Annotated in this window: 25 protein-coding genes, 1 tRNA gene and 1 pseudogene; 9 read left to right on the top strand and 18 right to left on the bottom strand. The window is 69.7% G+C overall.

The window, feature by feature from the left end; translation table 11 throughout:
• Positions 1-11 precede the first annotated feature (11 nt).
• Both OG407_RS30435 and OG407_RS30430 read left to right on the top strand, forming a co-directional pair.
• The gene (locus tag OG407_RS30435) at positions 12-221 is read left to right on the top strand and encodes a helix-turn-helix domain-containing protein (RefSeq protein WP_366430990.1); all 210 of its coding nucleotides are present in this window, start codon (positions 12-14) and stop codon (positions 219-221) included.
• Complete coding sequence (locus OG407_RS30430; protein ID WP_405862830.1) at positions 218-1,582, top strand: tyrosine-type recombinase/integrase; 1,365 nt, start codon at positions 218-220, stop codon at positions 1,580-1,582. Before OG407_RS30435 ends, OG407_RS30430 begins: the two co-directional genes overlap by 4 nt.
• 154 nt (positions 1,583-1,736) lie before the next feature.
• On the opposite strand, the gene OG407_RS30425 is transcribed toward OG407_RS30430, so the two are convergent.
• A tRNA-Tyr gene (locus OG407_RS30425) sits at positions 1,737-1,818 on the bottom strand.
• Between the two features lie 234 nt (positions 1,819-2,052).
• Between OG407_RS30425 and OG407_RS30420 the strand changes: the two genes are divergently transcribed.
• Positions 2,053-2,541 (top strand): YajQ family cyclic di-GMP-binding protein, encoded by a 489-nt coding sequence (locus tag OG407_RS30420; RefSeq protein ID WP_405862829.1) that lies wholly within the window; start codon positions 2,053-2,055, stop codon positions 2,539-2,541.
• 281 nt (positions 2,542-2,822) lie between these two features.
• On the opposite strand, the gene OG407_RS30415 is transcribed toward OG407_RS30420, so the two are convergent.
• The 15 genes and pseudogenes from OG407_RS30415 to OG407_RS30345 all read right to left on the bottom strand — a co-directional run bounded on the left by OG407_RS30415 (position 2,823) and on the right by OG407_RS30345 (position 17,511).
• Positions 2,823-3,089 (bottom strand): GlsB/YeaQ/YmgE family stress response membrane protein, encoded by a 267-nt coding sequence (locus OG407_RS30415; RefSeq protein ID WP_366489088.1) that lies wholly within the window; start codon positions 3,087-3,089, stop codon positions 2,823-2,825.
• Between the two features lie 181 nt (positions 3,090-3,270).
• The gene (locus tag OG407_RS30410) at positions 3,271-3,837 is read right to left on the bottom strand and encodes an SMI1/KNR4 family protein (protein WP_405862828.1); all 567 of its coding nucleotides are present in this window, start codon (positions 3,835-3,837) and stop codon (positions 3,271-3,273) included.
• A 114-nt stretch (positions 3,838-3,951) separates the two neighbouring features.
• Complete coding sequence (locus OG407_RS30405; protein WP_405862827.1) at positions 3,952-5,109, bottom strand: barstar family protein; 1,158 nt, start codon at positions 5,107-5,109, stop codon at positions 3,952-3,954.
• Between the two features lie 12 nt (positions 5,110-5,121).
• Positions 5,122-5,514 (bottom strand): YccF domain-containing protein, encoded by a 393-nt coding sequence (locus tag OG407_RS30400; protein ID WP_405862826.1) that lies wholly within the window; start codon positions 5,512-5,514, stop codon positions 5,122-5,124.
• Positions 5,511-6,374: a zinc metalloprotease HtpX gene (gene htpX / locus OG407_RS30395; protein ID WP_043682714.1), complete on the bottom strand. Its 864-nt coding sequence runs from the start codon at positions 6,372-6,374 to the stop codon at positions 5,511-5,513. Before htpX ends, OG407_RS30400 begins: the two co-directional genes overlap by 4 nt.
• Positions 6,375-6,563: 189 nt before the next feature.
• Complete coding sequence (locus OG407_RS30390) at positions 6,564-8,087, bottom strand: NADH-quinone oxidoreductase subunit N (RefSeq protein ID WP_405862825.1); 1,524 nt, start codon at positions 8,085-8,087, stop codon at positions 6,564-6,566.
• Positions 8,084-9,658, bottom strand: coding sequence for an NADH-quinone oxidoreductase subunit M (locus OG407_RS30385; protein WP_405862824.1), 1,575 nt, complete (start codon positions 9,656-9,658; stop codon positions 8,084-8,086). Before OG407_RS30385 ends, OG407_RS30390 begins: the two co-directional genes overlap by 4 nt.
• A gap of 6 nt (positions 9,659-9,664) precedes the next feature.
• Positions 9,665-11,659 carry an NADH-quinone oxidoreductase subunit L gene (locus OG407_RS30380; RefSeq protein WP_405862823.1) on the bottom strand — a complete coding sequence of 665 codons (1,995 nt, stop codon included), beginning with the start codon at positions 11,657-11,659 and terminating at the stop codon, positions 9,665-9,667.
• Entirely contained in the window at positions 11,656-12,141 is a 486-nt protein-coding gene (gene nuoK, locus OG407_RS30375) for an NADH-quinone oxidoreductase subunit NuoK (RefSeq protein WP_405862822.1), read from the bottom strand. Before nuoK ends, OG407_RS30380 begins: the two co-directional genes overlap by 4 nt.
• Entirely contained in the window at positions 12,141-12,983 is an 843-nt protein-coding gene (locus OG407_RS30370; protein ID WP_405862821.1) for an NADH-quinone oxidoreductase subunit J, read from the bottom strand. Before OG407_RS30370 ends, nuoK begins: the two co-directional genes overlap by 1 nt.
• A gap of 383 nt (positions 12,984-13,366) precedes the next feature.
• Positions 13,367-13,921: pseudogene (locus OG407_RS30365) on the bottom strand (NuoI/complex I 23 kDa subunit family protein); the annotation flags it as partial.
• Positions 13,921-14,889 (bottom strand): NADH-quinone oxidoreductase subunit H, encoded by a 969-nt coding sequence (locus tag OG407_RS30360; RefSeq protein WP_405862820.1) that lies wholly within the window; start codon positions 14,887-14,889, stop codon positions 13,921-13,923. The pseudogene OG407_RS30365 and the gene OG407_RS30360, both read right to left, overlap by 1 nt.
• On the bottom strand, positions 14,886-16,310 hold the full coding sequence (locus tag OG407_RS30355; protein ID WP_405862819.1) for an NADH-quinone oxidoreductase subunit C: 1,425 nt from the start codon (positions 16,308-16,310) through the stop codon (positions 14,886-14,888). The genes OG407_RS30360 and OG407_RS30355 overlap by 4 nt, the downstream gene beginning before the upstream one ends.
• Positions 16,307-17,101, bottom strand: coding sequence for an NADH-quinone oxidoreductase subunit B (locus OG407_RS30350; protein WP_405862818.1), 795 nt, complete (start codon positions 17,099-17,101; stop codon positions 16,307-16,309). The genes OG407_RS30355 and OG407_RS30350 overlap by 4 nt, the downstream gene beginning before the upstream one ends.
• Positions 17,092-17,511, bottom strand: a complete 420-nt coding sequence (locus OG407_RS30345; protein WP_405868689.1) for an NADH-quinone oxidoreductase subunit A — start codon at positions 17,509-17,511, stop codon at positions 17,092-17,094. The genes OG407_RS30350 and OG407_RS30345 overlap by 10 nt, the downstream gene beginning before the upstream one ends.
• A 267-nt stretch (positions 17,512-17,778) precedes the next feature.
• On the opposite strand from OG407_RS30345, the gene OG407_RS30340 reads away from it, so the two are divergent.
• The 5 genes from OG407_RS30340 (at position 17,779) to OG407_RS30320 (ending at position 24,779) form a co-directional block, all read left to right on the top strand.
• Positions 17,779-18,999 carry a sensor histidine kinase gene (locus OG407_RS30340; RefSeq protein WP_405862817.1) on the top strand — a complete coding sequence of 407 codons (1,221 nt, stop codon included), beginning with the start codon at positions 17,779-17,781 and terminating at the stop codon, positions 18,997-18,999.
• A 123-nt stretch (positions 19,000-19,122) separates the two neighbouring features.
• Positions 19,123-20,472 (top strand): sensor histidine kinase, encoded by a 1,350-nt coding sequence (locus OG407_RS30335; RefSeq protein ID WP_405862816.1) that lies wholly within the window; start codon positions 19,123-19,125, stop codon positions 20,470-20,472.
• A 317-nt stretch (positions 20,473-20,789) separates the two neighbouring features.
• Positions 20,790-21,449 carry a response regulator transcription factor gene (locus OG407_RS30330; RefSeq protein ID WP_328686389.1) on the top strand — a complete coding sequence of 220 codons (660 nt, stop codon included), beginning with the start codon at positions 20,790-20,792 and terminating at the stop codon, positions 21,447-21,449.
• Positions 21,450-21,769: 320 nt separating this feature from the next.
• The gene (locus tag OG407_RS30325) at positions 21,770-23,707 is read left to right on the top strand and encodes a 2-oxoacid:acceptor oxidoreductase subunit alpha (RefSeq protein WP_405862815.1); all 1,938 of its coding nucleotides are present in this window, start codon (positions 21,770-21,772) and stop codon (positions 23,705-23,707) included.
• Positions 23,700-24,779, top strand: coding sequence for a 2-oxoacid:ferredoxin oxidoreductase subunit beta (locus tag OG407_RS30320; protein ID WP_405862814.1), 1,080 nt, complete (start codon positions 23,700-23,702; stop codon positions 24,777-24,779). Before OG407_RS30325 ends, OG407_RS30320 begins: the two co-directional genes overlap by 8 nt.
• Before the next feature lie 67 nt (positions 24,780-24,846).
• Here OG407_RS30320 and OG407_RS30315 read toward each other — a convergent pair whose 3' ends face one another.
• A complete protein-coding gene (locus OG407_RS30315) occupies positions 24,847-25,002 on the bottom strand; it encodes a hypothetical protein (protein ID WP_405862813.1) in 156 nt (51 codons plus the stop codon).
• Between the two features lie 284 nt (positions 25,003-25,286).
• A complete protein-coding gene (locus tag OG407_RS30310; RefSeq protein WP_405862812.1) occupies positions 25,287-25,706 on the bottom strand; it encodes a winged helix-turn-helix transcriptional regulator in 420 nt (139 codons plus the stop codon).
• Positions 25,707-25,825: 119 nt separating this feature from the next.
• On the opposite strand from OG407_RS30310, the gene OG407_RS30305 reads away from it, so the two are divergent.
• On the top strand, positions 25,826-26,680 hold the full coding sequence (locus OG407_RS30305; protein WP_405862811.1) for an SDR family oxidoreductase: 855 nt from the start codon (positions 25,826-25,828) through the stop codon (positions 26,678-26,680).
• Positions 26,681-26,710 lie beyond the last annotated feature (30 nt).

Below are 26,710 nucleotides of genomic sequence, written 5' to 3'. Positions count from 1 at the left end.
GAGATCTCCGCATGAGCACCCCTACCCGGCGTCGCCACACCCCTGCCGATCCGTGGCTGGACCTGAGCGATGCACTCGTGGAAATCGGCATAACCCGCGCGACCTGGTACCGCTGGCGCAATCGCGGCTACGGACCTGAAGCCAAGCGCACGCAGACCGGCCGCATCCGCGTGCGCCGGAGCGTCCTGGACGCCTTTCTCGACGGAATGGATGCCGCGTGACCGAGTGGAGCTACACCGTAAAGATCTGGGCCATCCGCAAGCGTGACTATCGGAAGCCCTACCAACTCCGCTGGAAGGTGGGACTGCGCCCCCACTCGGAATCGTTCCTGACGTTGGGCCTGGCGGAGAGTCGCCGGGCTCAACTCGTCACAGCGGCACGTGAGGGCGAACCGTTCGATGTGGAAAGCGGCCTGCCGAAGTCACTGGTCGCCAAGGACCGGGACATCTCGTGGTACGAGCACGCACGCAACTACATCGAGATGAAGTGGGACCACTCCCCCGCGTCGACCCGCCGCACGCTGGCCGAAGCCATGGCGACCGTGACGCCCGTGTTCGTGAAGGACACAAAGGGCATGCCGGACGCACGAGCCGCCCGCGCAGCCCTCTACGGCTGGGCTTTCAACATGAAGCGCCGGAATCAGGAGATTCCCGCCGACGTGGCCAAGGTTCTGGACTGGTTCGACCGCAAGTCGCTGGCTACGTCGGCACTCTCTGACCTCATTCGCGTACGAGCCGCCCTCAATGCCGTCTCCCTTCGGCTGGACGGCAAGACCGCATCGGCGGGAATGATCAGCCGAAAGCGTGCAATCTTCTACAACTCCCTTGAGTACGCGGTGGAGGCCGAACTCCTCACCGACAACCCACTCACCCGCATCAAGTGGAAAGCCCCCGAGCAGGTGGTCGAAGAGGTCGATCCGGCCTGCGTGCCGAACCCTCGGCAGGCAGGCAAGTTGTTGGCCGCCGTACGAGACCAAAGCCCGCGCGGTCGCCGTCTCGCAGCATTCTTCGGCTGCATCTACTACGCGGCGGCACGGCCGGCCGAAGTCATCGGGCTACGGCGCAGGGACTGCGACCTGCCCCGGCGCGGATGGGGCCTGCTCCGCCTCAGGGACACCCGTCCCCGTTCCGGTACGGCCTGGACGGACAGCGGTGAAGCGCACGACAAACGCGGCCTGAAGCACCGCCCGCGGAAGGCCGTCCGGCACGTGCCGATCCCGCCCGAACTGGTCGCCTTGCTGCGGTGGCATCTCACCGCGTACGGCACGGCCACTGACGGACGGGTGTTCCAAACGATGCGCGGTGGGCTGGTCCAGGACACGGGCTATGGCGAGGTCTGGGCAGAGGCTCGCATCCGGGCCCTGACCAGCAGTGAGTTCGAGTCTGTGTTGGCCAAGCGTCCGTATGATCTTCGCCACGCTGCGGTGTCCACTTGGCTCAGCTCAGGCGTAGAACCTCAGCTCGTTGCCGAGCGCGCCGGCCACAGTGTGGCGGTGCTCTTCCGGGTCTACGCCAAGTTCCTCAAGGACGGCGATGACGCTGCCAACGCCAAGATCTCCGCTCGGCTGGGACAGGGCAGGTGACGGGGCCCGAAATCCCGTCCACGCTCCGTCCACACACTTCGAGATAGGGCGTTCGAATGCGAGACAGAGCGAGACAGCACTTGAATCGCTACGGCGTATGACGAAGGGCCCGTGACCTGCACTGAGTGCAGGTCACGGGCCCTTCGTTTCCGTGTGGCGGCGCCAGGGTTCGAACCTGGGTAGGCTAAGCCGGCAGATTTACAGTCTGCTCCCTTTGGCCACTCGGGCACACCGCCGGGGCTGCTGCCTCTCGAACCGCTTTTCGGCGGTGCTCCGTGGCAACGACGTAAACGATACCCGATGCCCAGGGGTGCTTCGCCACCCGATTGACCGGCGCTCGGAGGGAAGGGGGTGGCTACGCTTATGCGGATGCGGCCCGGGGCCTACACCGGGCTCGGCGGCTGCCCCCACGCACGCCGATACGCAGTGACACGCATCGATACGCACCCCGATACAAGGAGCCACAGGACATGGCCGACTCCAGTTTCGACATCGTCTCGAAGGTCGAGCGGCAGGAGGTCGACAACGCCCTCAACCAGGCCGCCAAGGAGATCTCCCAGCGCTACGACTTCAAGGGCGTGGGTGCCTCGATCGCATGGTCCGCCGAGAAGATCGTCATGGAGGCGAACTCCGAGGAGCGGGTCAAGGCGATCCTCGACGTCTTCCAGTCCAAGCTGATCAAGCGCGGCATCTCGCTGAAGGCGCTGGACGCCGGTGAACCTCAGCTCTCCGGCAAGGAGTACAAGATCTTCGCGTCGATCGAGGAGGGCATCTCCCAGGACAACGCGAAGAAGGTGGCGAAGATCATTCGCGACGAGGGCCCCAAGGGCGTGAAGGCCCAGGTGCAGGGCGACGAACTGCGGGTCAGCTCGAAGAGCCGCGACGACCTCCAGGCTGTGCAGTCCCTGCTCAAGGGCAAGGACTTCGACTTCGCGCTGCAGTTCGTGAACTACCGGTAGAAGCAGCTTCGTGAACTACCAGTAGAACTACGCTTCGCGCGTCCGCCGCGCGCCGTTACGAGGAAGGGTGGGCATCCGTCGATGTCCACCCTTCTCTCCTGCCGGCTGCGGCATGGGGCGCGCTGGGGCCTGTCCGGCCGGCCAAGTCGCGGGAAGGCAGCGGCCACTTGACCGGCACCGACGACCGACGAACAACACCACTGGGGGGCGTCCCCCACGCCTTGAGGCAGTGGGAGTGCGTGCCGGGCCCCGCGTCCGCGGCATGGTCGGCCGGGCGGGTCCTAGTTGCGCGAGTTGCCGAACAGGACGCGGTAGGCGATCAGGAGGACGAGCGCGCCACCTATCGCCGAGGCCCAAGTGGCGCCGTCGTAGAAGTTCTTGGCGACCGGGTGGTCCAGCCAGCGGGCTGAGATCCAGCCGCCGATGAACGCGCCCGCGACGCCGATGATGGTCGTACCGATGAAGCCGCCCGGGTCGCGGCCCGGCAGCAGGAACTTGGCGATGGCTCCGGCCAACAGTCCCAGGATGATCCAGCTGATGATGCCCATGCCGTGAACCTGCCCTCTCACGCTGTGCTTGCACTGATCCGGAGCTGTGAATTCCGCCCGGACAGGCTGTGTTCGTAGGTCCTTGCGCACGGCCTGTGCCCTGCATATTCTGCCGTGCCGATGAACAGGACGTCACGGATGCGTGTGGTGGTTGCAGGCATCGGTGGCCTGCGACGACCGCTCAGGATGCCGGTGCCGTCGCGCGTATGCGGAAGTCGGTCCACGGCGTCGGTTCGGGGGCACCGTCGTAGTCCCCGTACCAGCCCGTGCCGTCGAGCCAGGCGCGCAGCCAGTCGGCGAGGCCGGGCGCGTCGACATACCACGCGTGGTCGGCTTCATCGGCGTTCGGCTCATAGAGGAGGACCGTGGCCTGTGGGGTTCGACAGTCCACGCAGGCATACATCGCGCAGCCCCAGTGGGATATCGGCAGGACGCCCTCGGGCCAGGGCCAGTTGGGGTCCTTGTGTCCGCTCGCGCGGTTGGCGAGGTACTGCGTGACGGCGGCGGGCTCACCGGTCGGTGGGTTGTCGAGCAAGGGCAACAGGCCGTACTCCGGGCCGAATCCGCCGTCTCCTATGCGTGTGTAGAGCGCGGCGAGCAGCGGGGGCAGGCGGAAGCCGAGGGCGGCCTCGGCGCGGGTCACCGTGGCCTCGTCCACGGGGGCGGGGAGTGAAGTCCAGCCCGACGGGCGGGTGTTGCGGGCCTCGGCGGCCCCCCGTGTCAGCAGTTGCTGCTCGTTCTCGGTCATGGCTTCATAGTGCCGCGCACCACTGACAATCGGGCCGGCCTGGGGACAACCCTGCGGTTGTGGAAAACCGCTGGTCGTACGCCCCGGCTGCGGGTGTGGTTCGGTGACGAGCGGTCAGGCCAGGCGGACGTCGACGTGCCGTTCGGCGAGGAACCCGAGCAACTCCTCGAACGTCGGCGGGCGTCGGCCCGTGTGCGAGGTGGCGCCGAGGCAGGTGCGGGCCACAGCGGCATCGTGCCAGACGAGGGTGAAGGGCGGGGTGGCTCCCCAACTGCCGCGCAGGCAGTCGTTCAGAGCGTCCAGGCCCCCACCGAAGTATCCGGCGGGGCCGTTCACCGCCTCGCCCAGGGCGCAGAAGAAGCCGGGTGCGTCGGTGATGTGACTGCCGTCGAGGTGGTAGGTGGTGCCCGGCGGACGGTCCGGGGTGGTGTGGGCGTGGTTCGTCAGGGCGGTGTCGAGCCAGGATCGGCGGCCTTCGGCGTCGCAATCGGCCCAGCGGTTGGGCTCGGAGGGGCGGCCCTCGCCCCACAGGTCCCACACCTCCCGGGCCGCGAGCGGGGGCCGTTCCGACCATGGGTCGAGGGTGAGGTCGACCAGGCTTGGGCCGCGTGCGGACGGGATCCAGGCCCGTAACTCGCCCTCGGCGGCGGGCTGCACGGGCCGACCGGACGTGTCGATGCGCACCGCCTTGACGTGGCCCAGGTCCTCTTCCCCGCTGTCCAGTGCCGCCCGCAGCGCACCGCGCGGGGAGCAGCCCAACAGGCGTAGAGGAGGCTCCAGTTGTTCGGGCCGGTCCTCCTGGACGTGGGCCAGGTCCCGGTAACCGCTCCATGGTTCGCCGTCCGCGCCCAGTACCCGGTAGCCCGGGGACAGGGGCGGGCACTGCGGATAGTCGTAGGGGTTGTCGTCGGACTGCCTGCCCTCGACGGTGACGTCCCTCAACGACAGGTCACGCGCGCAGGGACGGTCGGCTACAACGCGCACGTCCTCCAGCCGCCACTCGCCCTCTCCCCCGCCGGTCTTGTCGAGGGTCTCCAGGGTGAGCGGGCCGAGCGGTGCCGAACCGCCGGTACGCGCGCGTGCGAGGGCTGTTCGCAGGTCGCCCTCGGGTGCGCAGCCGAGCAGTTCGTACGTCCCGCGCGCGGGTGGGGGCGGGTCGGCGAAGAGGTCGGCTGCGTCCTGGTACAGGGCCCAGGTCTCCTCGTAGCCGTGCTCGCCGGTGGACTCGGCGCCTTCGTCGTACGACAGCAGGACGTACTTGGGCGCCCCCACCGCTGCCCGCCGTCAGCGGGTGGTGAACGGCTGGTCCGTGGGCACGATTTCGCGGCCCAGGGGGAACAGCGAGACCGGGATCAGCTTGAAGTTGGCGATGCCGAACGGGATGCCGATGATCGTGATGCACATGGCGATGCCGGTGACGATGTGCGCGAGGGCCAGCCACCAGCCCGCGAGGACCAGCCACAGGACGTTGCCGACGCAGGAGGGGGCGCCCGCGTCCCGGCGCTCGACCGTCGTGTACCCGAAGGGCCACAAGGCGTAGACGCCGATACGGAAGGCGGCGATGCCGAACGGGATGCCGATGATCGTGATGCACAGCAGCGCGCCGGCGAGCAGGTACCCGAGGAACAGCCAGAAGCCGCTCAGGACGAGCCAGATGACGTTCAGGATGGTTTTCACTGAGGGCGACCTGCCATCTTCTCTAGCCGGGCGATGCGCTCCGCCATCGGCGGATGTGTCGAGAACATCTTGGAGAGTCCCTGGCCCGGGCGGAAGGGGTTCGCGATCATCATGTGGCTCGCGGTCTCGATGCGGGGCTCCGGGGGCAGCGGAAGCTGCTTGGTGCCGGCGTCGAGCTTGCGCAGCGCGCTCGCGAGGGCGAGGGGGTCTCCGGTGAGCTGGGCGCCGGACGCGTCCGCCTCGTACTCCCTGGAGCGGCTGATGGCCAACTGGATGAGGCTGGCCGCGAGGGGACCCAGGATCATGATCATCAGCATGCCCAGGATGCCGGGGCCGTCGTCGTCGTTCGAGCGGCCGATCGGGATCAGCCAGGCGAAGTTGACCAGGAACATGATCACCGAGGCGAGGGCGCCGGCGACCGATGAGATCAGGATGTCGCGGTTGTAGACATGGCTGAGTTCGTGGCCGATGACTCCACGCAGCTCGCGCTCGTCCAGGATGCGCAGGATGCCTTCCGTGCAGCACACAGCGGCGTTGCGCGGGTTGCGGCCCGTCGCGAAGGCGTTGGGGGCCTCCGTGGGCGAGATGTACAGGCGCGGCATGGGCTGGCGGGCCTGGGTGGAGAGGTCGCGGACCATCCGGTACAGGGCCGGGGCCTCGAACTCGCTCACCGGGCGGGCGCGCATCGCGCGTAGCGCCAGTTTGTCGCTGTTCCAGTACGCGTACGCGTTCGTGCCCAGCGCGATCACGACCGCTACGACGAGGCCCGTGCGGCCGAAGAAGCTGCCGATGACGATGATGAGTGCGGACAGTCCCCCGAGGAGAACTGCGGTCCTGAGCCCGTTGTGCCGGCGGTGCACGGTACGCCCTCCAAATCGTGCAGCAGGGGAACCCTTTGCTTGCTGATCTCTGATGCCACCGGTGTCGTGGTGTCACGTCCAGTGGACCCTCCCGTACTGGTCAACGCCAGGCGGGGGGCTCTAGTTCCCTTGTGCGTACGACGCCGGGGGTGGGCCGTCCGGGTGAGGACGGTGGTATGTGCCGGTGGCTCAGAAGAGTCCGGTACCGGCGAAGCGCAGGACCAGTTGGGGTGCTCCGGAGAGGGCGATTCCGAGGGCGCCGGTGAGGGCGAGCGCGGCGGTGAGGGGCGCGGGGACGCGGTGCTTGGCGTGCTCGCCCTCGGGGGCGCGGAACAGGAGGGCCGTCCACTGGAGGTAGTAGAAGAGCGCGATCACCACGTTGACGGCCATGACGACCGCGAGCCAGCCCAGGCCCGCGTCGACGGCCGCCGAGAACACGGTCACCTTGGCGAAGAGCCCGATGACACCCGGCGGCAGCCCGGCGAGGCACAGCAGGAAGAAGGCCAGGAGCAGTGCTGCGAGCGGGTTCGACGCGTACAGGCCGCGATAGTCGCTGATGCGGTTGAGGGCTCTGCTACGGCCCACCAGTGCGGCCACCGCGAAGGCGCCGAGGTTCACGGCCGCGTACATGAGGGCGTAGGCGACGGTGGAGCCGATCGACTTCTGGGCGTCCTTGGAGTACGCGGCGGCGGCGATCGGCACCAGGAGGTAGCCGGCCTGGCCGACGGAGGACCAGGCGAGCAGCCGTACCGCGCTATACGCGCGCGTGGTCTGTTGGCGCAGGGCTCCCAGATTGCCGACCGTCATGGTGAGGGCGGCCAGGGCGGCGAGTACCGGGCCCCACACGTCGGCGTACGACGGGAAAGCGACGACCGTGACGAGGATCAGGCCGGAGAAGCCGACCGCCTTGCCGACGACCGACAAGTAGGCGGCGATCGGGAGGGGCGCTCCTACGTAGGTGTCGGGTACCCAGAAGTGGAAGGGGACGGCGGCCGTCTTGAAGGCGAAGCCGATGAGGGTGAGGGCGACGCCGGTCTGGGCGAGGGTGTGGAACTGGCCGTCCACGTGCTGGATGCGGTCGGCGATCCGGGTGAGGTACAGGGTGCCCGTGGTGGCGTAGACGAAGCTGACACCCATCAGGCTGACCGCGGTCGCGGTGACCGAGGACAGGAAGAACTTGAGGGCCGCTTCGGCGGACTTCCTGTCGCCGTGCCGGATGCCGACGAGAGCGAAGGCGGGCAGGGAGGCGACCTCCAGGGCGACGATCAGGGTCGCGAGGTCGCGGGAGGCGGGCAGGAGGGCGGCGCCCGCGGCGGAGGACAGCAGCAGGAACCAGTACTCCCCTTCGGGGAGTCCCTTGTCGGCGTCCTTCAGGGTGGTGATCGACAGGAGGGCAGCCAATAGGGCGCCGCCGAGGACCAGGAGCTGGATGACCAGGGTGAAGCGGTCCGCCGTGTAACTGCAGGCGGTCGCGTCGCCGGTGAGGCAGAAGGTGGCGCGGTCGCCGTCCAGGAGGGGCAGCAGCATCAGCGCGGAGGCGGCCAGGCCCGCGACCGATGCCCAGCCGAGGAGGGCTTTTCGAGCCTCCTGGAGGAACAAGTCGGCGACGAGGACCACCAGGCCGACGACCGCCGTGATGGTGGGCGGTGCGATCGCGAGCCAGTCGACGGACTGGACCATCGACTCCGCGAGAGGCTGCGCCAGGGCGCTCATCGGGTGCCTCCTGAGAGGAGCTGCTGCACGGCCGGGTCGGTCAGGCCGAGGAGTGCCTTCGGCCACAGGCCGGCGGCGACGGTGAGGGCGACGAGCGGGGTCCAGGCGGCGAACTCGTACGTCTGGACGTCGGCGAGCTTCGGCGCTTCCTGCGCCACTGCGCCCATGCAGACGCGGCGGACCACGGCGAGCATGTAGGCGGCGGTCAGCAGGGTGCCGAAGGCCGCGATCGCCATGAAGGTGAGGAACGCCGGGCGGCTGAGGTCGGCGGCGGGCTTGAACGCGCCGAACAGCGCGAGCATCTCGCCCCAGAATCCGGCGAGTCCGGGCAGTCCGAGCGAGGCGACTGCGGCGAACGCGAGCAGGCCACCGAGGCGGGGTGCCTTGCCGTAGAGGGCGGCGCCGGTCTCCTCGGCCAGGGTGTCCAAGTCGGTCGTGCCCGTGCGGTCCTTGAGGGCGCCGACGAGGAAGAACAGGAGGCCGGTGATGAGGCCGTGGGCGATGTTGGCGAAGAGCGCGCCGTTCACGCCGGTCGGGGTCATCGTCGAGATGCCGAGCAGGACGAAGCCCATGTGGCCGACGGAGGAGTACGCGATGAGGCGCTTGAGGTCGCCCTTCGCGCCCTGTTTCGCGAGGGCGAGGCAGGCCAGGGAGCCGTAGATGATGCCGACGACGGCGAAGGCGGCGAGGTAGGGCGCGAAGGTGTGCATGCCGTCGGGGGCGATCGGCAGCAGGATGCGGACGAACCCGTACGTGCCCATCTTGAGCAGCACGCCGGCCAGCAGGACCGAGCCGACGGTCGGGGCGGCGGTGTGGGCGTCGGGCAGCCAGCTGTGCAGGGGCCACATCGGGGTCTTGACCGCGAGTCCGATCCCGATCGCCAGAACGGCGATGACCTGCACGGATGTGGTCAGCGACCGGCCGTTGTCAGTGGCGAGTGCCACCATGTCGAATGTGCCCGCCTTGATTCCGATCAGGAGCAGGCCGAGCAGCATGACGACGGAGCCGAGCAGTGTGAAGAGGATGAACTTCCAGGCGGCCTGGGTCCGTTGGGCACCGCCCCAGCGGGCGATGAGGAAGTACATCGGGATCAGGACGGTCTCGAAGGCGAGGAAGAACAGGATCAGGTCGAGGACGGCGAAGGTGGCGAGGGTGCCGGACTCCAGGACGAGGATCAGGGCGACGAATGCCTTCGGGGACGGGCCCGCAGGCATCTTGAAGTAGGAGTAGAGCGCGCAGAGGAAGGTCAGCAGCGCGGTCAGGAGCAGGAGAGGGAGGGAGATGCCGTCGATGCCGAGGTGGATGCGCACGTCGAGTGCGGGGATCCAGCTGATGTCGGTCGTGGCCTGCATCTTCGAGGGATGGTCGTGGTCGAAGCCGAGCGCGAGGACGATCGCGGCGATGAGGATCACGCCGGTCACGGTCACGCCGTGCCGTAGTACGGCCTGGTCGGGCGACTTCCCCTTCAGCCCGGGCGGGGCGGGGAGCAGGGCGGTGACGGCGCCGAGGAGCGGGCCGACGACGATGAACGCCAGAAGGACCTGCATCACGGACTCGTTGATATCGATCACGCCTGCTCACGCTCCCGTGGCGACGAGGAGGACGGCGACCGTCAGGACGACGGTGCCGGCGAGCAGCGCGCTCACATAGGTCTGCATATTGCCGGTCTGGGCGCGCCTGACGGCGGCTCCTAGCAGGCGGGGCAGGGTGCCCGCGCCGCGTACGTAGGTGTCGACGACCTCGCGGTCGAGGAACCGGACGAGACTCGCCGCGGCCATCACCGGGCGGACGAACAGGGCCGCGTAGACGGCGTCCAGGTGGAATCCGGAGGCCGCGTGGCGGTGCAGCGGGCCGAGCAGGAGCCGGCCCGGGTCCGCCGGGTCGGGTGCCGAGGCCACGTCTCCGTAGGCGGGCGTGTGGCTCGCGATGGCCTCGGCCTCGACGAGTCCGGCGTCGCCCTCCGGGTGGGCCGCGACCGCGCCCAGCGGTGTGCGGGCCGCGAGCGCGGTGGTGTGCCGCCAGGCGCCGTAGGTGACGATGCCGCCGACGAGGGCGACACCCGTGCCCAGCACCGAGGTGGTGAGCGTGGGGGTCAGGTCGCGGCCGTCGAACCAGTCGGGGAGCACGCGGTAGGCGAGTCCGCCGAGGGCGAGGGACGGGACGGCGAGCACCCACAGCACGGCGTTCATCGCCACGGGCTGCCTGCCGTGGTCGGGAGCCTCAACTCCCCGTCCGTGGAAGGCGAGCAGCCACAGGCGCGTCGCGTACGCGGCGGTGAGGAAGGCGGCGAGGAGGCCGGCGACGAGGACGATCCAGCCCGCGATGCCGGGGATGTGCGCGGTGTCTCCGGAGGCCGCGTGTTCGGCGGCGCCGAGGACGGACTCCTTGGAGAAGAAGCCGCTGAAGGGCGGGATCGCGGCGAGCGCGAGGAGCGCCACGGTCATCGTCCAGAAGGCGTCGGGGACGCGGGCGCGCAGGTTGCCCATGCGGGACATGGCGGCGAGCGAGTTGGTGCCGGAGGCGTGGATGATCACGCCGGCCGCGAGGAAGAGCAGCGCCTTGAAGGCGCCGTGGGACAGGAGGTGGAAGACGGCTGCACCGCGGTCGCCGACGGCGAGGGCGCCGGTCATGTAGCCGAGTTGGCCGATCGTCGAGTAGGCGAGGACGCGCTTGATGTCGTCCTGGGCGAGCGCGGCGAGACCCGAGCCGGCCATCGTCACGGCGGCCATGACGGCGAGGACGACCATCGCGGCCGAGGATGCCTCGAAGACCGGGAGGAGACGGGCAACGAAGTAGACACCGGCGGCGACCATCGTCGCGGCGTGGATCAGCGCGGAGACGGGGGTCGGGCCCGCCATCGCGTCGGGGAGCCAGGTGTGCAGCGGGAACTGCGCCGACTTGCCCGCCACGCCGGCCAGGAGCAGCAGGGCGATCAGCGTCGGGTGGTGCAGCCCGCCGTTCGCGACGGTGCTGAGGATCTTGGTGATGCGGAAGGACCCGGCGTCGGTGGCGAGCGCGAACAGGCCGATCAGGAAGGGGACATCGCCGAGCTTGGTGACGAGGAAGGCCTTGATGGAGGCGGCGCGGGCCTCCGGGGTCTCCCAGTAGTGGCCGACGAGGAAGTAGGAGCAGATGCCCATGACTTCCCAGCCGACCAGCAGCACGATCAGGTCGCCGGAGTAGACGACGAGGAGCATCGCGGAGGTGAAGAGGGAGACGAGCGCGGCGTACGAGGGGTAGCGCGGGTCGTCGCGCAGGTAGCCCGTCGAGTAGATCTGCACACAGGTGGCGACGAAGGCTACGAGTACGGCTACGAGGGCGGCGAAGCCGTCGATGTGCAGGGCGAGTTCGACGGGGACCGAGCCGGTGGGCGTGAGTTCGGTGGCGGAGTCGATGGCCGCGTCGCCGCCCTGCCGTACGGCGACGACCGCGGCCAGCGCGAGCGCGGCGAGCGACGGCAGGACGGCGAGCGGGCGGACGAAGCCGGGGGCGGTGCGGCCCAGGAGCAGGCCGGCCGCGGCGCCCAGGATGGGGAGGAGGGGAACGAGGACGGCGAGGGTGGTCGTGGTCACGCGGTGGCCTCAGCCTTCTCGGCCGCGGGGGGCTCGGTGCGGTTGCTGTCCGAGCCGCTGGGGTTGGACCCGCCGGTGCTGTCGGGGCCGTCGGAGCCGCCGAGGCCGTCGGGGCCGCTGAATCCGTCCGGGCCGTCGGATTCGTCGGGGCCGTCGGATTCGTGGCCCTCGGCGGTGTCGCGGAGTTTGTCGATGTCCGAGGTGCCGCGGCCCCGGTAGACGGCGAGGACGATCGCCAGGCCGATGCCGATCTCCGCGGCGGCGATGGCGATGGTGAACAGGGTCAGGGCCTGGCCGGAGTGCAGCTTCTCCTCGGCGGTCCTGCTGAGCCAGACGTCGAAGGCGACCAGGTTCAGGTTGACGGCGTTGAGCATCAGCTCGACCGACATGAGGACGAGGATCGCGTTGCGGCGGGCGAGGACGCCGTAGATGCCGGTGCAGAAGAGGAGGGCGGCGAGCACGGCGGGATAGACCAGGTGCATCAGCTGGCTCCCTTCTGCTCGGTGAGGTTGTTCTGCTCGGTTGCGTCGCTCTGCGCGGTTCCGTCGTTCTGCTCGGTTGCGTCGTTCTGCGTGGTCTGGCTCTGCTCGGTCGGGTCGTTCCGCTCGGTCCGGTTGTCCCGCGGGGTCGGATCGTTGCCTTGAGACCGGCTATTTCGCCTGAACGTGTGATTACGGGAATCCGGGGCGGATGGGGAACTACCGGTCGCACCCCGGGAGTTCAGAGGGGGAGAGCTCAGCTCCGACTTCGTCTTGCGGGACAGGACGATCGCGCCGACCAGGGCCGCGAGGAGAAGGACGGAGAGGGCCTCGAAGGGGAGGACCCAGTTCTGGAACAGGCTCGCGCCGGTCACCGCGGTCGAGCCGGCGGCCGGACCGTCCAGGTCCATCCAGGTCGCGCGGAAGGCGTCGACGACGACCCAGAGCAGGGCCGCCGCGGCGGCGACGGCCACGGCGAGGGCGGCCCAGCGGTTGCCGGAGTCCGCGTCCGGGGAGCGGCCGATGGGGGCCTTGGTGAGCATCAGACCGAAGAGAAGGAGGACGACGACGGAACCGACGTAGATGAGGACCTGCACCCAGGCGATGAACTCGGCGGTGAGGAGGAGGTATTCGACGGCGAGACCCCCGAGGGTCACCACGAGCCACAGGGCGGCGTGCACCAGCTGCTTGGTGGTGACGGTGACGAGGGCGGCGCCGAAGGTGACCAGGCCGACGAGGAGGAAGGCGATCTCGACGCCGGTCGGGGAGAGGAAGCCGTGGGTGTGGGGGGCGGCGAGGGGTGCCGTGGCGTTGACAGTGACGGCGACGGTTTCGGCGAGGGTCACGACTGGCCCTCCGGCGGATCGGTGGGGTTGGGCTTCGCGGCTTCGGTGGGGGTGGTCGGCGCGGCTTCGGTGACTTCTGCGGGGTCGGGCTTCGCGGTCTCGGTGGCCTCTGCGGGCCTGGCCTGCTCGGCCCCGGTGACGTCGGTGGCTGGCGTGGCGGCTGCGGGCCCTGCGGTTTCCGCAACCCGCGAGGCCTCTGCAGGCTTGGGCTGCGCAGTCTCGGTGACCTCTACGGCCTGCGTGGCCTTCACGGACCCTGCGGCTTCCGTGGCCTGAGCGGTCTCTGCGGGCTTGGTCTGCGCGGTCCCTGCGGGCGCTGCGGTCCCCGGAGTCTGCATGATCTCCGTGGTCGCTGCGGCTTCCGCGGCCTGTGCTCCCTGAGTCGACTGAGCGGCCTGTGCTGCCTGTGCTGCCTGTGCTGCCGCCAGCTTCTCGGCGGTCTTGTGGGCGGCGGCGATCTCCTTGGGTTCCTCGGCGTTGGGGTCGAGGGCGGGTGGGGCCGGGACGGTCCACATCCACTCGCGGAGCTTGTCGCGTTCGTGGGTGAGTTCGTGGATGTCGGTCTCGGCGTACTCGAACTCCGGGGACCAGAACAGCGCGTCGAAAGGGCAGACCTCGATGCAGATACCGCAGTACATGCACAGGGAGAAGTCGATGGCGAAGCGGTCGAGGACGTTGCGGCTGCGCTCACGGCCACCGGGGGCCGCCGCCGGGACCGTCTCCTTGTGGGAGTCGATGTAGATGCACCAGTCGGGGCACTCACGGGCGCAGAGCATGCAGACCGTGCAGTTCTCCTCGAACAGGCCGATGACTCCGCGGGTGCGGGGCGGGAGGTCGGGCTGGGTGTCCGGGTACTGCTCGGTGACGGTCTTCTTCGTCATCGTGCGGAGGGTGACGGCCAGGCCCTTGGCGAGACCGGAGCCGGGGATCGGGGCCATCAGAGGAACACCACCTTCACGATGCCGGTGAGGGCGATCTGAGCGAGGGAGAGGGGGACGAGCAGGGTCCAGGAGAGCTTCTGGAGCTGGTCCTCGCGCAGGCGGGGATACGTGACGCGGAGCCAGATGACGACGAACGCGAGGAGCCCGGCCTTCAGCAGGGTCCAGACCCAGCCGAGGCCGTCCGCGCCCCAGGGGCCGTGCCAGCCGCCCAGGAAGAGGACGGTGGTCAGGCCGCACAGGACGACGATTCCGGCGTACTCGGCGAGGAGGAAGAGGGCGAAGCGGAGACCGGTGTATTCGGTGTAGGCGCCGAAGATGATCTCGGAGTCGGCGACGGGCATGTCGAAGGGGGGCCGCTGGAGTTCGGCCAGGCCGGCGATGAAGAACACGATCGCGCCGACGATCTGCCAGGGCAGCCACCACCAGTGGAAGGCGTCGAGGATGCCGGGGAGGGAGACCGTGCCGGCTGCCATCGCCACGGAGGCGGCGGTGAGCAGCATGGGGAGTTCGTAGGCGAGGAGTTGTGCGGCGGTGCGGAGGCCGCCGAGGAGGGAGAACTTGTTGGCGGAGGCCCAGCCGGCCATGAGCGAGCCGAGGACGCTCACGCCCATCACCGCGAGGACGAAGAAGATGCCCGCGTCCAGTACCTGGCCGACGGCGCCCTCGCTCGGGCCGATGGGGATGGCGAGGAGGACGAGGAGGTACGGGAGGAGGGCTACGGCGGGGGCGAGTTGGAAGATACGGCGGTCCGCGCCCGCCGGGACGATGTCTTCCTTCTGGGCGAACTTGACGCCGTCCGCGACGAGTTGGGCCCAGCCGTGGAAGCCGCCGGCATACATCGGGCCGAGGCGGCCCTGCATGTGGGCCATCACCTTGTGCTCGGTCTGGCCGACGATCAGGGGGAAGGTGAGGAAGACGACGAAGACGATCAGGAGTCGCAGGGCGACGTCGAGCACGTCGTTCACTGCGGGCCTCCTGTGGGGGTGTCGGGAGTTGGGGGGTCGTCGGGCTTGGGGGGTTCGGGCGTTGGGTCTTCGGGGGTGGGGGGTGAATCGGGCCGTTCAACTGCTTCCGCGTCAGCTGCAGTTGTGTCCGAGTCGGGCTCGGGCTCCTCGAAGGCTGGGCGGGCGTTGTGCCACGGGGCGTCCGTGCTGCGGGGAGCGGCGGAGGGCTGGGCAGTGCTGCCCTCTCGCGTTGATGCCGGTCCCTGTGACGGTTCTGCCGCAGGTGCCGATTCCGGTGCCGCCACAGGTTCAGGCGCCGGCGCCTGTTGCGATGCCGAACCCTCGCTCGCGCTGCGCGCCCGGCGCGGTCCAGCAGGCGGTACCGCAGGGTCACGAACACCCTCGGCCGACTGAGCCTGCCCCTCTGTCGACGGCACCGCACCCTCACTCGCCGGCGCTGCGCCCCCAACCGGCGAGGCCTCACTCCCGGCGGGCGCCCCTGCCGACCCAGCCGATGACACCGCACCCGAAGCAGACGGCGCCGCACTTCCCGCCGACGACCCCGCACTCTCCTCCGAAGGCACCGCACCCCCAGTCGGGGGCACCGCACCCCCAGCCGGCGCCCCCTGACTCACCGACCCCTCCGAAGCCGAACGAGCCCGCCGCACAGGGCGATCGCCGGCCGCCGCACGTGCTGGACCGTCACCGGCCGCGCGGGCCGGAGACTCACCCGCCGCACCTGTCGTACGGTCACCCGCTCCACGCACCGGACGGTCACCCGCCGCACGTACAGGACGGTCACCCGCCGGACGCACCGGACGCTCCCCCGCAGCCCGCCCCGCCCCCCGCGCAGGTCGCGCCGGAGCTGCCGGAAGCTGGCCCTTCAACGGGCCCCACTCGTTCGGGTCGGGGACGCCCGGCGGGAGCATCTGGCGGCGTTTCGGGCCGCCGTGGTCGGACTCGCCGGGTTCCTTCGCTCCGGGCCAGGCCTTGGCGACTCGGGCCGCGAGGACGAAGTCCTTGCGGAGGGGGTGGCCTTCGAAGGTTTCCGGGAGGAGGAGGTGGTCCAGTGCCGGGTGGCCCTCGAAGTCGACGCCGAACATTTCGTGGGTCTCGCGTTCGTGCCAGGCGGCGCCCGCGTAGACGTCGACGGCGGTGGGAAGTGCCGGGGTCTCGTGCGGGACGGTCGTACGGACGAGGAGTCGGCGTACGGGTGCCAGTGCCACGACGTGGGCGGAGACGTGGAAGCCGGTGCCTGGTTCGTCGACCGCGCTCAGCCAGTCGAAGTAGGTGCAGCCCAGGCCGTCGCGGGCGGTGCGCAGGGCGGCGAGCCAGGCGGTGGGGGGTACGTCGACCGTGAGGAGGTCGTAGGACTCCTCGGCCGTGGCCTCCGTGCCGAACAGTTCCTCGACCGGTGCGGGCAGCCAACCGACGGCGGTCATCGGGCGTCCCCCGAGCCGGAGTTGGAGCCCAAGCCGGAGCCGGAGGACGGGCCGGAGTCGGTGCCCGAGCCCGAGCCCGAGGACGAGCCCGAGTCGGAGGACGGACCGGCACCCGCATCCGCACCCGGCAAGTCCGCACCCGCACCCGCACCCGGCGAGTCCGCCCCCGCACCCGCACCCTTACCCGCAGAACCCCCATCAACCACCGACTGCGACACCGGAGCCGTCACCAGCCCGCTCTGCAGCGCCGCCGTGGAAGCCCGGCCCCCGGCCACCCCGTACCGCTCTCCCAGCGATTCCCGGGCGATCTTCTCCTGGAGTTTGAGGATGCCCTGGAGGAGGGCCTCGGGGCGGGGCGGGCAGCCGGGGACGTAGACGTCGACCGGGATGATCTGGTCGACGCCCTTGGTGACCGAGTAGGAGTCCCAGTACGGGCCGCCGCAGTTGCTGCACGCGCCGAAGGAGATGACGTATTTGGGCTCGGGCATCTGCTCGTAGAGGCGTTTCACGGCGGGGGCCATCTTGTCCGTGACCGTGCCGGAGACGACCATCAGGTCCGCCTGGCGCGGGCCCGGTGCGAAGGGGATCACGCCGAGGCGGATGAAGTCGTGGCGGGCCATGGACGCGGCGATGAACTCGATGGCGCAGCAGGCGAGGCCGAAGTTGAAGACCCAGAGGGAGTAGCGGCGCCCCCAGTTGAGGACCACCTTCATGGGTTCGGGGGCGAGGCGGGCGAGGGTGCCCAGGCGTTTCGGCTCCGGCAGCATCACGGGCTCGGGGGTCACGTCCATGCCAGGACGCCCTTCTTGTATGCGTACAGCAGGCCCACGGTCAGGAAGCCCAGGAAGATGAACATCTCGACGAGGGTGGTCGCGCCGTAGCCCGGCGCGGCGAAGACCGTCGCCCAGGGGAAGAGGAAGATCGAGTCGACGGCGAAGATGACGTACAGGAACGCGTAGACGTAGTACCGGACTTGGGTGTGGGCCCAGCCCTCGCCGACGGGGTCGACGCCGCACTCGTAGGTCATGAGTTTCTCGGGGGTGGGGACGACCGGGCGCAGCAGGCGGCCGGCGCCGAAGGCCACGGCGACGAAGAGGACACCGACGACGGCGAGCAGTCCCACGACGGAGTAGGACCGGAAGTAGTCCGCCGAGTCCGCCGCGACGACCGCGGTCGGCTCCCGCAAGGTCCCCGGCAACATCTCCCGCAAGTCCGACCCCTCCTCCTCGGCACGGGCTTGCCCACGGCCCGCTCCGGTGACCCGGTGCCCCCGTGACCCATGTGAACTCTGTGTTCGACGATCTGTACGCACGGGAGTCTAGGCCCTGTTAAAGGCACGGTAAGCAGCCCGTCACGGCTTGAGATCCGCTCGGAATGACGGGACGGACGCGATGGTGGGGTTTTCCCCAGCAGACCCGGGCGGCGGACCTCATGGCGCTGGAGCGCGTCGCGGGGCACGCTGGCCCATATGACCGTACGCATCCCCTACGCCGACCCGGCGGCACCCGGCGGCGAGCTCGACGAGCCGCTGCCGCCGGCCCGCTTCGCCTACGACCGACACACCTGGAAGGAGATCGCGCATCTCCTGACGAATCTGCCGGTGTCGGTGTTCGGCTTCGTCTATGTGGTGACGATGCTGGCCATCAGCGGCGGGCTGACCGTCACCGTGGTCGGGTTCCCGCTGCTCGCGCTGGGGTTGATGGGCGCGCGGCTGATCGGGAAGTTCGAGCGGGGCCGGGCCCGGCGGCTGCTCGGGGTGCGGATCGACGAGCCGAGCCCGTTGCCGTGGCGCAAGGGCGGCGGGCTGCTGCAACGGGTGTGGATGGCGCTGAAGGACCCGGTCGGCTGGCGGACGGTGCTGTACGACGGGATGCGGCTGCCGTGGGGCATCGTCACCTTCACCGTCACGCTGACCTCGCTGTTCGTGCTGTGGCCGGTGCTGCCGTTCATCGCGCGCGGGCTGGCGAACGCGGACCGGGCGATGGTGCGCGGCCTCCTCTCCCCCTCCGACGAACTGGAGCGCCGTATCGCCGAGTTGGAGTCCGACCGGGGTGTCGTGGTCGACACGGCGGCGGCGGATCTGCGGCGGATCGAGCGCGACCTGCACGACGGGGCGCAGGCCCGGCTGGTCAATCTGGCGATGGGCCTGGGGCTGGCCAAGGAGAAGTTGCTGGAGGGCCGGGCCGACGAACAGGTCGCCGCGATGGTCGACGAGGCGCACGGCGAGGTGAAGCTGGCGCTCCAGGAGCTGCGGGACCTCGCGCGCGGGATCCATCCCGCCGTCCTCACCGACCGCGGGCTCGACGCCGCCCTCTCCTCCGTCGCCTCTCGCTGCACGGTGCCGGTGAAGGTGACCGCCGACATCGGCGCGCGCCCGGCCGCGGCCATCGAGGGCATCGCGTACTTCACCGTCTCCGAGCTGCTGCAGAACATCAGCAAGCACAGCGGCGCCCGTTCGGCGTCGGTGGACGTGTGGCGGTCGGAGGACCGCCTGCTCATCCAGGTCTGGGACGACGGCCGCGGCGGCGCGAACCTGGACGGCGGCACCGGCATGCGCGGCCTCGCCGACCGACTCGGCGCGGTCGACGGCCTGTTCGTCCTCGACTCCCCGCCGGGCGGTCCTACGACCGTCACGGCGGAGCTGCCGTGGCGCGAGCGTGACCGGACCGCCGAACCGGGCCGGGGGTAGGGAAAACCCCCCTCCCGGGAGGCCGACGGACTCCATGGTCCACGGACCTGCGGTCGAGCAGTCTGGAGATACGACAGCACGGCCGGCACGGCTGCGGACAACGAGTAGAACGGGACGACGTCAATGGCCACGGAGTACGGGCAGGGGTACGGAACGCACGGCACGTTCGGCCTCGACGAGCGGCGTCAGCGGCGGCACCGGGTGCCGACCGTGCTGCGCGCACCCTTCGAGGCGCGCAGCTGGCGGGAGTTCGGCTATGTGCTGCTGAGCCTGCCGATCAGCATCCTGCTCTTCACCTACGCCGTCACGATGGTGTCGCTGGGCGCGGGCCTGCTGATCACCTTCCTCGGCGTGCCGGTCCTCGCGGGCGCCCTGGCCGGCTGCCGCGGCTTCGGCGCGTTGGAGCGGGCGCGGGCGCGCCGGCTGCTCGACCTGGACGTCGCCTCCCCCGAGCCGCTGCGCATGAAGAAGAACGGCCCGATGGCCTGGATGGGCGCGGTCCTCAAGAGCGGCGCGTCCTGGCGCCATCTGCTGTACGCCCTGCTGCACCTCCCGTGGGCGGTCTTCTCCTTCGTCGTCGGCCTCAGCTTCTGGACGTACGGCTGGGCCCTCCTGACGTACCCGCTGTGGTTCTGGGTCTTCCCGATGTACGGCGGTGGGGGCGGCCTTCAGCTCTACGGCGACGAGCACCACCGGATCTATCTGGACAACCCCTTCGAGATCACCGTGACCGCGCTGGTCGGACTGCTGTTCACGCTGGCCACGCCGTGGATCGTGCGGGCACTGACGATGGTGGACCGGGTCATGGTGCACGGGCTGCTCGGCCCGTCGACGCTGGCCACCCGGGTCGTGGAGCTGGAGTCGGACCGGGGTGTCGTGGTCGACACGGCGGCGGCGGATCTACGGCGGATCGAGCGCGACCTGCACGACGGGGCGCAGGCTCGGCTCGTGGCCCTGGCCATGGATCTGGGGCTGGCGAAGGAGAAGCTGACGGAGGACCCGCAGGCGGCGGCGCGGATGGTCGGCGAGGCGCACGGCGAGGTCAAGACGGCGTTGCAGGAGCTGCGGGATCTGGCGCGCGGGATCCATCCGGCGGTGCTGACCGACCGGGGGCTGGACGCCGCCCTGTCCTCCGTGGCCTCGCGGTGCACGGTGCCGGTGCAGGTGGACGTGGATCTGCCCGCGCGGCCGGCCGCCGCCATCGAGGGGATCGCGTACTTCACCGTCTCCGAGCTGCTGCAGAACATCAGCAAGCACGCGAAGGCGACCTGGGCCGCGGTGGACGTGTGGCGGGTGGAGAACCGGCTGATGCTTCAGGTCGTGGACAACGGGGTGGGCGGAGCGGATGCCTCCGGCGGCTCCGGGCTCGCTGGTCTCGCCGGGCGACTCGATGCCGTGGACGGAATTCTGGTGGTGGACTCGCCGGTGGGTGGGCCCACCCGGATCACGGCGGAGCTGCCCTGGCGGGGTTGAGGGGCGGGGAGTATCGGAGGGGCCGGACTCCTCCGCCCCCACCACCCTCCCCCTCCCCCTCACCCTCCACCCTCCACCCTCCACCCTCCACCCTCCACCCTCCACCCTCCACAGGCTGGGGTTCGTTCTAACCACTCAACGCACCCAACAGCGGTTAGATTTACCCCCAGCCTCCAGCACCCCCTGACCCCCGATTCCATCCCCTCGCCCGCACCGGGTCGCGAACCCTGGAATGCTGGACCTGTCGTATGGACGGACGCGGACCGACGCGGGCCGGCAGGGCGGGCAATGGGGGGCCGAACATCGTGGAGGACAGGGTGCGGGTGGTCATCGCCGAGGATTCAGTGCTGCTCAGGGAGGGCCTGACCCGGTTGCTGACCGACCGCGGGCACGACGTGGTGGCCGGGGTGGGCGACGGGGACGCGCTGGTGAAGACCATCACCGAGCTGGCCGAGCAGGGCGCGCTGCCGGACGTGGTCGTGGCCGACGTACGGATGCCGCCGACGCACACCGACGAGGGAGTGCGGGCGGCCGTGGAGTTGCGCAAGGCGCATCCCGGCCTCGGCGTGCTGGTGTTGTCGCAGTACGTGGAGGAGCGCTACGCCACCGAACTGCTGGCCGGTTCCACGCACGGCGTCGGCTATCTGCTGAAGGACCGGGTGGCCGAGGTGCGGGAGTTCGTGGACGCGGTGGTGCGCGTGGCCTCGGGGGGTACGGCGCTCGACCCGGAGGTGGTCGCGCAGTTGCTCGGGCGCAGCCGTAAGCAGGACGTGCTCGCGGGACTCACCCCGCGGGAGCGCGAGGTGCTGGGGCTGATGGCCGAGGGGCGGACGAACTCCGCGATAGCCCGGCAGCTCGTGGTGAGCGACGGCGCGGTCGAGAAGCACGTCAGCAACATCTTCCTGAAGCTGGGGCTGTCGCCGAGTGACGGGGATCACCGACGTGTTCTGGCCGTCCTCACCTACCTCAACTCCTGACAGAATCCTGCCAAACTGACACCGTGTCAGCTGTCCGGCCGCCGACCGGCGGTTGTTCACCGCCGTCAGTCGCCTGTCAGCCGGGGCCGAGGGCCGGACAGCCAGGTCCGAGAACCAGTCAACACAACGGGAGCGTCTCCGAGGGAAGTGTCGGGGGGGGGGAGAAATCATGACAAGTCAGGGCGTCAGGCCGTCTCAAAACAGCGTCCATCATGCGAGCGGCCGAAGGAAGGCGACCCTTACAGACGTAGGGTTGATCCTGGGAGGGTCGGCGTGACGACCATGCCCGGACAGCGTCCTCGAAGAGGAGGTCCAGTTCAGTGACCAGCCAGGTCAGTAGCCCAGCGGAGCAGGCCGACGGAGCCGACAGCACGTTGGTAGGGGAACAACGCAAACCGGCGGGGGTGAAGGACGTCCACCGCCTGGACCGGGTGATCATCCGGTTCGCCGGTGACTCGGGTGACGGGATGCAGCTCACCGGCGACCGCTTCACCTCGGAGACGGCGTCCTTCGGGAACGACCTCTCCACACTGCCGAACTTCCCGGCCGAGATCCGCGCCCCCGCAGGCACCCTGCCGGGGGTTTCGTCGTTCCAGCTGCATTTCGCCGACCACGACATCCTGACCCCGGGCGACGCGCCCAACGTGCTGGTCGCGATGAATCCGGCCGCCCTGAAAGCGAACATCGCCGATGTGCCGCGCGGTGCGGAGATCATCGTCAACACGGACGAGTTCACCAAACGCGCGCTGCAGAAGGTGGGTTACGCCGCCTCGCCCCTCGACGACGGGTCGCTGGACGGCTACAGCCTGCACCCCGTGCCCCTCACGGCCCTCACCGTCGAGGCGTTGAAGGACTTCGGCCTGACCCGCAAGGAGGCCGAGCGCAGCAAGAACATGTTCGCGCTGGGCCTGCTGTCGTGGATGTACCACCGGCCGACCGAGGGCACCGAGAAGTTCCTGAAGTCGAAGTTCGCCAAGAAACCCGAGATCGCGGCGGCCAACATCGCAGCGTTCAGGGCGGGTTGGAACTTCGGCGAGACGACGGAGGACTTCGCGGTCTCCTACGAGGTCGCCCCGGCCACCACCGCGTTCCCGACCGGCACCTACCGCAACATCTCCGGGAACCTGGCCCTGTCCTACGGCTTGGTCGCCGCGTCCCGACAGGCGGACCTGCCCCTCTTCCTGGGCTCGTACCCGATCACCCCGGCCTCGGACATCCTGCACGAGCTGAGCCGGCACAAGAACTTCGGTGTACGGACCTTCCAGGCCGAGGACGAGATCGCGGGCATCGGCGCGGCGCTCGGGGCGGCCTTCGGGGGTTCCCTCGCGGTCACCACCACGTCGGGCCCGGGCGTGGCCCTGAAGTCGGAGACCATCGGCCTCGCGGTCTCCATGGAACTCCCCCTCCTCGTCCTGGACATCCAGCGCGGCGGCCCCTCCACCGGCCTCCCCACCAAGACCGAACAGGCCGACCTGCTCCAGGCGATGTTCGGCCGCAACGGCGAGGCGCCGGTCCCGATCGTCGCCCCCTGCACACCGGCCGACTGCTTCGACGCGGCGATCGAGGCCGCGCGCATCGCGCTCACCTACCGCACCCCGGTGATGCTCCTCTCGGACGGCTACCTCGCCAACGGCAGCGAGCCCTGGCGCATCCCCGACATCGACGAACTCCCGGACCTCACCGTCCAGTTCGCTCAGGGCCCGAACCACACCCTGGACGACGGCACCGAGGTCTTCTGGCCCTACAAACGCGACCCGCAGACCCTCGCCCGCCCGTGGGCCATTCCCGGCACGCCCGGCCTGGAACACCGCATCGGCGGCATCGAGAAGCAGGACGGCACGGGCAACATCTCCTACGACCCCGCCAACCACGACTTCATGGTCCGCACCCGCCAGGCCAAGATCGACGGCATCGACGTACCGGATCTGGACGTCGACGACCCGCACGGGGCGCGGACGCTGGTCCTCGGCTGGGGCTCGACGTTCGGCCCGATCACGGCGGCGGTACGACGCCTGCGGGCATCCGGCGAGTCCATCGCCCAGGCCCACCTCCGCCACCTCAACCCCTTCCCCCGCAACCTCGGCGCGGTCCTGAAGCGCTACGACCGGGTGGTGATCCCCGAGATGAACCTCGGTCAGCTCGCCATGCTGGTGCGGGCGAAGTACCTGGTGGACGCGCACTCGTACAACCAGGTGAACGGCATGCCGTTCAAGGCTGAGCAGCTCGCCACGGCTCTCAAGGAGGCCATCGATGGCTGAGACGTCCACGGAAGGCACGGGCACGATCGAGGCACTTTCACTCGTCCCCAAGGCCGAGGCAGTGCAGTCCATGAAGGACTTCAAGTCCGATCAGGAAGTGCGCTGGTGCCCCGGCTGCGGTGACTACGCGATCCTCGCGGCGGTGCAGGGTTTCATGCCGGAACTGGGCCTCGCGAAGGAGAACATCGTCTTCGTCTCCGGCATCGGCTGCTCCTCCCGCTTCCCGTACTACATGAACACGTACGGCATGCACTCGATCCACGGCCGAGCCCCTGCGATCGCGACGGGCCTGGCGTCCTCCAGGCGGGACCTGTCGGTGTGGGTGGTCACGGGTGACGGCGACGCCCTCTCCATCGGCGGCAACCACCTGATCCACGCCCTGCGCCGCAACGTCAACCTGAAGATCCTCCTCTTCAACAACCGGATCTACGGCCTGACGAAGGGCCAGTACTCGCCGACCTCCGAGGTAGGCAAGATCACCAAGTCGACGCCGATGGGCTCCCTGGACGCCCCCTTCAACCCGGTGTCGCTGGCGATCGGCGCGGAGGCGTCCTTCGTGGCCCGCACGATCGACTCGGACCGCAAACACCTCACCCAGGTCCTCCGTGAGGCGGCGGCCCACCCCGGCACGGCGCTCGTCGAGATCTACCAGAACTGCAACATCTTCAACGACGGCGCCTTCGACGCGCTGAAGGACCGCCAGCAGGCCGAGGAGGCGGTGATCCGCCTGGAACACGGGCAGCCGATCCGGTTCGGCGCGGAGGGTGCGCGGGGTGTGGTCCGCGATCCGGCCACGGGCGACCTGAAGGTGGTCGACGTGACCCCGGACAACGAGTCCCAGATCCTGGTCCACGACGCCCACGCGACCTCCCCCACCACCGCCTTCGCCCTCTCCCGCCTGGCCGACCCGGACACCCTGCACCACACCCCGATCGGCGTACTCCGGTCCGTGGAACGCCCCGTCTACGACACACAGATGGCCGACCAGCTCGACACAGCGATCGTGCAGAACGGGAAGGGTGACCTGGCCGCGCTGCTGGCGGGCGGGGATACCTGGACTGTTGTGGGCTGACGGTTCCGCTCACGCGGAAGGGCCGGGGTGCGGTTCTCGCACCCCGGCCCTTCCGTCACTGTGCTGATCAGGCGTCGGGAATGTCCCGCTTGGCACGGAGCAGGGTGTCGCGAGTGATGACGACGATGCGCTCGTAGTCGGCGCGGGCGGTGTCGGCGGGCAGCAGGGCGTCGAGTTCTTCGGTGCGGTCGGTTCCGATGACCGCGAAGTTGCCGTCGGCCACCTCGAAGAGGTCGGGGCAGGAGTCCCCTGACTGAACATCAACGCGTACTGCCTGTTGGCGAAGACCAGCTGCCGCCGCTTGCCCTCCGAGACACCGTCCAAGGTGCTCAGTATCTGGTTCGCCCTGTGCAGTTCCTCCGCTGTACGGCCGAGCTGCCGGGCCAACTCCCCTACTAGCTGCTCCTGTTGTGACGCAGCCATGCCCACCACCCTGCCCCGCCCCCGAACGCGGCGCGCCAGGCGGAAAGGGGGCGTACGGAAGGACGCGTCGCGCACAGGGCAGGACTAGCGCGCCCCAGCGGTACCGGCTCGCTCCTTCGCCGTGTCGTACGCCTCCCGCGCCTCCAGCACCCGCCCCATCCGATCCGTGGCCCACAGCGCCAGCCCCCGTACCTGTTCCGCCGCCTCGCGGCCGAGGTCGGTCAGGGAGTAGTCGACGCGCGGCGGAATCACCGGCTGCGCGTCGCGATGGACCAAGCCGTCACGCTCCAGCGTCTGCAGGGTCTGGGCCAGCATCTTCTCGCTGACCTGCCGTACCTCTCCGATCGCCCGGCGGAGTTCGCTGAAGCGGTAGGGGCGGTCGAGGAGTTCGATGAGGACCAGGACGCCCCAGCGGGACGTGACGTGTTCCATGATCAGGCGGTGCGGGCACATCGCCTCGCCCACCGCGCGACTGCCGCCGGCCACCTCTGCACTTACTGCCATGCCGGTACCTTACTTCAAAGTGGGTACTTTCCACGAGTTAGCGCCTCCCCTAGGGTTAGCGGCACGCACCGCAGCGCGTCACACCGCACCACGCCGCACCCCTACAAGGAGTCGTCACCATGAGCATCGTCGTCACCGGAGCCACCGGACACCTCGGCCGTCACGTCGTGGAGCAGTTGCTGGAGAAGGTCCCGGCCGACCGGATCACCGCTGTCGTACGGACGCCGGAGAAGGCCGCCGACTTCGCCGAGCGCGGCGTGAAGATCGTCGTCGCGGACTACAACGCCCCCGAGACCTACGACACCGTCTTCGCCGCCGGCGACAAGGTGCTGCTGATCTCCGGCAACGAGTTCGACAAGGGCCGCGTCGGGCAGCACAAGGTCGTCATCGAGGCCGCGAAGGCCGCCGGTGTCGCGCTCCTCGCCTACACCAGCGCCCCCGGCCCCCTCTCCGCCGCCCTGGCCGACGACCACCGCGGCACGGAGGAGGCGCTGCTGGCGTCCGGAGTGCCGTACGCCCTGCTCCGCAACGGTTGGTACAACGAGAACTACACCGAGAACCTCGCCCCCGTGCTGGAGCACAACGCCGTCGTGGCCGCCGCCGGTGACGGCCGGGTCTCCTCCGCCTCGCGCGCCGACTACGCCGCTGCCGCCGTCGCCGTACTGACCGGCGAGGGCCACGAGAACCAGACGTACGAACTGGGCGGCGACGAGGCGTGGAGCTTCGCCGAGTACGCGGCCGAGCTGAGCCGGCAGACCGGCAAGGAGATCGCCTACAACAACGTGCCCGGCGAGACCCTGATCGGCATCCTCACCGGCGCCGGTCTGCCCGAGGCGTTCGCCGCGATCTTCGCCGGGGTCGACGCGTCCATCGCGCAGGGCCAACTGGTCGTGTCCAGCGGCGACTTGTCCCGCCTGTCGGGCCGCCCGACCACGCCGATCAGCGAGGCGATCGCGGTCGCGCTGAAGGGCTGACCCGCCTCCGGACGGCCTCTTCCCCCGGCC

The organism is Streptomyces sp. NBC_01515 (genome assembly GCF_045040345.1).
Lineage (GTDB): Bacteria > Actinomycetota > Actinomycetes > Streptomycetales > Streptomycetaceae > Streptomyces.
This window is presented reverse-complemented; position numbering and strand designations above follow the sequence as displayed.